At 59.6% G+C, this 5,112-nt stretch carries 4 protein-coding genes and 2 tRNA genes; 3 read left to right on the top strand and 3 right to left on the bottom strand.

Annotation, left to right across the window (positions count from 1 at the left end):
• Nucleotides 1-84 precede the first annotated feature (84 nt).
• A tRNA-Cys gene (locus tag ACL9RI_RS27555) sits at nucleotides 85-158 on the bottom strand.
• Nucleotides 159-539: 381 nt separating this feature from the next.
• Between ACL9RI_RS27555 and ACL9RI_RS27550 the strand changes: the two genes are divergently transcribed.
• Nucleotides 540-2,765: a TonB-dependent receptor family protein gene (locus tag ACL9RI_RS27550; RefSeq protein WP_422729636.1), complete on the top strand. Its 2,226-nt coding sequence runs from the start codon at nucleotides 540-542 to the stop codon at nucleotides 2,763-2,765.
• Nucleotides 2,766-3,002: 237 nt separating this feature from the next.
• On the opposite strand, the gene ACL9RI_RS27545 is transcribed toward ACL9RI_RS27550, so the two are convergent.
• The gene (locus ACL9RI_RS27545; RefSeq protein WP_422729635.1) at nucleotides 3,003-3,971 is read right to left on the bottom strand and encodes an IS1595 family transposase; all 969 of its coding nucleotides are present in this window, start codon (nucleotides 3,969-3,971) and stop codon (nucleotides 3,003-3,005) included.
• Between the two features lie 185 nt (nucleotides 3,972-4,156).
• On the opposite strand from ACL9RI_RS27545, the gene ACL9RI_RS27540 reads away from it, so the two are divergent.
• Both ACL9RI_RS27540 and ACL9RI_RS27535 read left to right on the top strand, forming a co-directional pair.
• The gene (locus ACL9RI_RS27540; protein ID WP_422729634.1) at nucleotides 4,157-4,552 is read left to right on the top strand and encodes a BlaI/MecI/CopY family transcriptional regulator; all 396 of its coding nucleotides are present in this window, start codon (nucleotides 4,157-4,159) and stop codon (nucleotides 4,550-4,552) included.
• An 88-nt stretch (nucleotides 4,553-4,640) separates the two neighbouring features.
• On the top strand, nucleotides 4,641-4,778 hold the full coding sequence (locus ACL9RI_RS27535) for a hypothetical protein (protein WP_422729633.1): 138 nt from the start codon (nucleotides 4,641-4,643) through the stop codon (nucleotides 4,776-4,778).
• Between the two features lie 258 nt (nucleotides 4,779-5,036).
• On the opposite strand, the gene ACL9RI_RS27530 is transcribed toward ACL9RI_RS27535, so the two are convergent.
• Nucleotides 5,037-5,112, bottom strand: a tRNA-Gly gene (locus ACL9RI_RS27530).

The following is a 5,112-nucleotide window of genomic DNA, read 5'->3' as shown; positions in this document are numbered from 1 at the left end:
GGGAGAAGAGTCTCGAACTCTCGACCTCAACCTTGGCAAGGTTGCGCTCTACCAACTGAGCTACTCCCGCTTGGAGTGTAAAACTGGAGGCGAGGACGGGAATCGAACCCGTCTAAACGGCTTTGCAGGCCGCTGCATAACCTCTTTGCTACCTCGCCCAAGTTATGCCTTTTGCTCTGATTTACTTCTAAGCTATTGATTAGCAAAGAGTTTTTTGCTTTCGCAATATCAGATCAGGGCGCTATTATCGCCTCGTTCCCCCTACTTGGCAAGTGCCTCGCGAACTTATTTTCCCGCAATGCTTGTGAAATGGATAATTTGTGCATAAGAGACAGTTTCTTTCTTTACGGTAATCACTTACTTGATAATGAGGGTGATTATCATTTACACTTTCAATGACATATACATCATGCCTGCAAAACATCGTTGTTTGCAGGCATTTCTTTTTCAGTCGCCATGGGCATGATTGCCTGCTCGGCCCCATGCCATGCCTGACTGGACAACGTTGGCGCCCCTAGGGCGAGAAAGAAATTTTGCAGATGGCACGTTTCAATAGTCGCAAGCCCGTCACCGCTTTGTATTTAAGCACATGTGCCGCCGCCGTCGCGGTCGCCATGCTGACCCTGTCCGGCGCGGCGCAGGCGCAGCAAGCCGACGACAGCAGCGCAGCGGCGCAAAGCACCGACACGCCAGCAGATGCAACAGCACCACATACGGTCAAAGTGACGGGCAACTGGCTCAGTACGCCGAGCAATGCCAAGGTGTTGGAGCATCCGGGTGCGCGCAGCATCGTGGTGCGCCAGCGCATCGAGGAAAGCGGTTCGACCAACGTGCGCGACGTGCTGCGCCAGATTCCTGGCGTGCAAGTGCAGGAAAGCAATGGCACGGGCGGCAGCGATGTCTCGCTGAACGTGGGCGTGCGTGGCTTGACGGCGCGCCTGTCGCCCCGCTCCACCGTGCTGATGGATGGCGTACCGATGTCGTATGCCCCGTATGGCCAGCCACAGCTGTCGCTGGCGCCCCTGGCGCTGGACAACCTGGAATCGGTCGACGTGGTGCGCGGCGCAGGTTCCGTGCGTTATGGCCCGCAAAACGTGGGCGGCATCATCAACTTCGTCACGCGCGCGATTCCCAAGGATTTCAAGGCCGGCATCAGCCTCGGTTCGGAATTGTATAGCCATGGCAGCGACGTCAAGGGCACGCCAAGCTTCTATCTGGGCGGCACCAATGAGCAGGGCCTGGGTGGCATGATTTTGTATTCGGGCGTGCACGGCGACGGCTACCGCGCCGCTAACGACAAGATCAGCATCGACGACCTGATGCTGAAAGCGTCTTACCGCATCTCGCCCAACGACACGCTGTACGGTGCCGTGCACCACTTCGAAGGCCAGGGCGACATGCCTGGCGGCCTGACGACGGCGCAATACGCAAAAGACCCATTCCAGTCGAATCGCCCTTACGATCAATTCACGGGACGCCGCACGGATACCTCGCTCAAGTATGCCCACAATGACGGCGTCAACAATGCCGAAGTGCTGGCCTACTACGTCGATTCCTTCCGTGGCAGCTTCATCGAACAGGAAGGCAGCGGGACCAGCAACGGCCAGCGCCGTTTGACGACCGCACCGCGCAGCTACCATTATTTCGGCATCGAGCCGCGCTACTCGCGCCTGTTTGAAACGGGCCCGGTCAGCCAGGAAATCAGCATCGGCTACCGTTACTTGAAGGAAAGCAGCTCGGAAGTGGCAGGCCGCACCGGCTACTACAAGCCAGCGGCCGGTTTCGACGCCTTCGGCATCCCGATGGTGACGTACCAGACCAGCCAGGGTGGCACCACTGCGCATGCGGTCTACATCGATAACCGCATCAGCATCGGTAACTGGACCATCACCCCAGGCGTGCGCGTGGAAGATATCAGCACCTTCAACAATGTGACGAACTTCGCGAGCGGCAAAGTGACCAGCGCCCTGTATCCAAGCATCGATTCGCGCGAAACCCTGCCGACCCTGTCGGTGCTGTACCGCCTCAGCGACCGCTGGACGGTATTTGCCAATGCGGGCAAGTCGTTCGGTCCGCAGCAATACGCGCAACTGGCATCGACCACCGATGGCTTGCACCCGGAAATGGCGACCACCTATGAAATCGGCACGCACATCAATGGCACGGCCTGGGGCGGCGAAGTCACGCTGTTCAATATCGACTTCGACAAGGAGTTGCAACTGGCCCGCTCCATCGTCGGCGAGGGCATGTGGACCGACCTGGGCGCCACCCGCCACCGTGGCCTGGAATCGGCCGTCCGCTACGACCTGAGCGACTTGACTCCGGCGCTGAAGGGCTTGTCGGTATCGGCCAACTTCACCTACACCCAGGCCTTGTCGCAGGCAGGCGCCTTCCAGGGCATGGACTTGCCGTTTTACTCGCGCCAGGTGGGCTCCCTGGGTGCCCGCTACGTGATCGACCGCTGGACTTTCAACGCCGACGTGTTTGCCAACTCGAAACAGCGCTCGCCTGATTCGCCAGTTGCCGGCGCGACGTACGTGACCAAGGAAGACGCCACGGGCCGCCTGGGCAACATTCCTGGCTACGGCACCCTGGCCGTGCGCGGTGGCTATGACTTCGGCAAGCAGTTCAGCAACCTGAAACTGGCCGTCGGCATCAAGAACGTGCTGGACCGCCGCTACTTCACGCGCTCGACCGATAACAACGGCGGCAAATACGTGGGCCAGCCACGCACCCTGTACTTCCAGAGCTCGCTGGCGTTCTAAGAGCCTACCCCAGTAGGGAGCGTCTTCTGCGGGCAGCTCATCGGGAGCGCGGGCAAGGCGTGAGGAGGACGCATGGCTAGCCATGCGACGACGAACAACACAGCCCTCGCTTCTGAGGGGCGCCTGCGGGGGGGGGGGGTGTATTCATCTACTGGGATAGGCTCTCAGCCGGTTTCCAAGTAAGGACAGCCTGTGGGCTGGTGTGCGGCGCAAGCCCACGCCAGCCCATTTTTTAGGCTATGTCACCGTCAGATGTGGGAACTCTCCCAAGGTTGCCTTCAATAATGTTTCAGCAGACAGGATGCGCCTGGCATCGAGTATCCAGCGCCAGCCCAGGTAGTTGGGTAGGTAACGTGTCGCCACGCCGTGGAAAATGGACAACCATCCGCGCAAGCGGCTGTGATACGCATTGACGTTTTGCACGTGGGCCGCGCCGCGCACGCGGACGCCAGCACGCAAGTTGACGGCTTGATGGCTGATGCCCGTTTCCCGGGCAAAGGCGGCATACGCCGCATGACCATCGGTCACCAGTAGAATGTCGCGGTCGATCACGGGCGGCAAGCAATGCAAGAGTTGCTTCTTCGTCAGTTGCCCCTTGCCGGTGACGAAATCGATGGTTTGCCCGGTGCGGTCGCGAGCTACCAGGATGCAAACCTGTTCGCTGGAAATGCCGCGTTGGCGGGCGTGACCACCACGCCGGCGTGCCGGACGCCGCAAATGCCGGGCCCCTTTTTCTGATTCCAGCAGATACAGCTCGTCGGCCTCGGTGATGCCATGCAGGCAGCGCGGGCGGTCGGTTTTTGCCAGCGATAAAAAACGGTGGCGCCAGCGAAAGCTGGTATTGCGGTGGATGCCCAGCTGTTGTGCGGCCTTGCGTACCGAATCGGAATTCAGCAAGCAATTCGCGTAGTCCAGCCACAGAGATTTATGGCGTAGATGGGCCAGGGGCATGCCCGTCAGCGCATTGAATGTTTTGCCGCAAGGCACGCAGCGATAACGCTGCAGATCGTTGGCGCGGCCATGCCGGTGCACATGCCGTGCGTGGCAAGCCGGGCAACATAGCCGCGCCTGAGCCGTGCGTTCGATCAGCGCGACAGCCGCTCGCTCGGGCGGCATACCGCTCAACATTACTACGCTGTCCAGGCGTTGGCGCCGGGACAGCATGGCGAACTGCATGATGAACGCCTGCCATTGAACCTGTTGCATGGCCATCTCCCTGTTTGGCTGGTCTGATCAGTCAGACCTCAGCTTTGCAGGCAGGTTCCCCTATTTAATGAGGACAGAGCCATTTTTTATGGCTGCATCTGTTTAATCCCCCCATTTCTTGACGCGCTAACGACCGACGTAGCACAATCGTGACATTAGTCACACACCTACAGAAAGACGCAGTCATGAAGCAACAGGAACACGCCATCCCCTCCGTCTCCGAACTGAGCTTGCTGAAAGCGCTGTGGCGCCAGCAGCCGCTGAGCGCGCGCGAAATTCACGAGCAGGCCGTCGAGGAACTGGGCTGGTCGTATTCATCGACGCGCAAGACGCTGGAACGCATGCTGGACAAGGGTTCGGTACGCATGTCGGTACTGCATGGCGTGCAAGTGTATGAGGCCGTGCTGGACAAGGTCGACACCCTGGCCGCGTTTGCCCGTGATTTTGGCCAGCGCGTAATGGAAATGGATACACCGCTGCCAGTGAATATGTTTACTGGCAGCAAGCTGGTCGACAAGGCGGAACTGGCGCAGCTGGAACAATTGCTGCATGACTGGCCGCAAGACAGCAACACGCCGTGAGTGACTGCGAGCGGCCAGCCTTGCGCCTGGGATTGGCCAGTGCTGGCTGTGCCTGGCGGCGCCACCGATAGTGAACCGGAGCTTGCCCGTGACGCAGCATGCCCATGACATGACGATGCGCATCTTGGCATCGGAAAGCCTGGCAAATGGCTGGCTCATCCATGGCAAGGCCGGCGCCGCCAGCGCCGCCCTGGCCGATGGCAGCCGCGATGCGCAACATCAATAGGCTGGTATGTGGGCTGGGCGCAAAAACGACAACAAAAACGACAACGCTCCATCGTGTTTAGCCGCATGGCGCAGCTGGACAGGGAAAACGGCAATGCCGGGGCACGGCTCAGCAAGCGATGCTGCGCGAGCTGGGGGGCGCGGCTCGAGACGCTGTAGTTAGACGATGCAGGTCCGGCAGGTATCTGCCGGGCCTTAGGCGTGATGAGATCAAAGCTACAGGCGTAAAAAAAGGACCCGAAGGTCCTTTTTTACTATCTGGAGCGGGAGAAGAGTCTCGAACTCTCGACCTCAACCTTGGCAAGGTTGCGCTCTACCAACTGAGCTACTCCCGC

The organism is Janthinobacterium sp. Mn2066 (assembly GCF_049319705.1).
In the GTDB taxonomy this organism is placed as follows: Bacteria; Pseudomonadota; Gammaproteobacteria; order Burkholderiales; family Burkholderiaceae_D; genus Janthinobacterium.
Note: the sequence above shows the minus strand (reverse complement) of the source record. Positions and strands in the feature narration are given on the sequence as shown.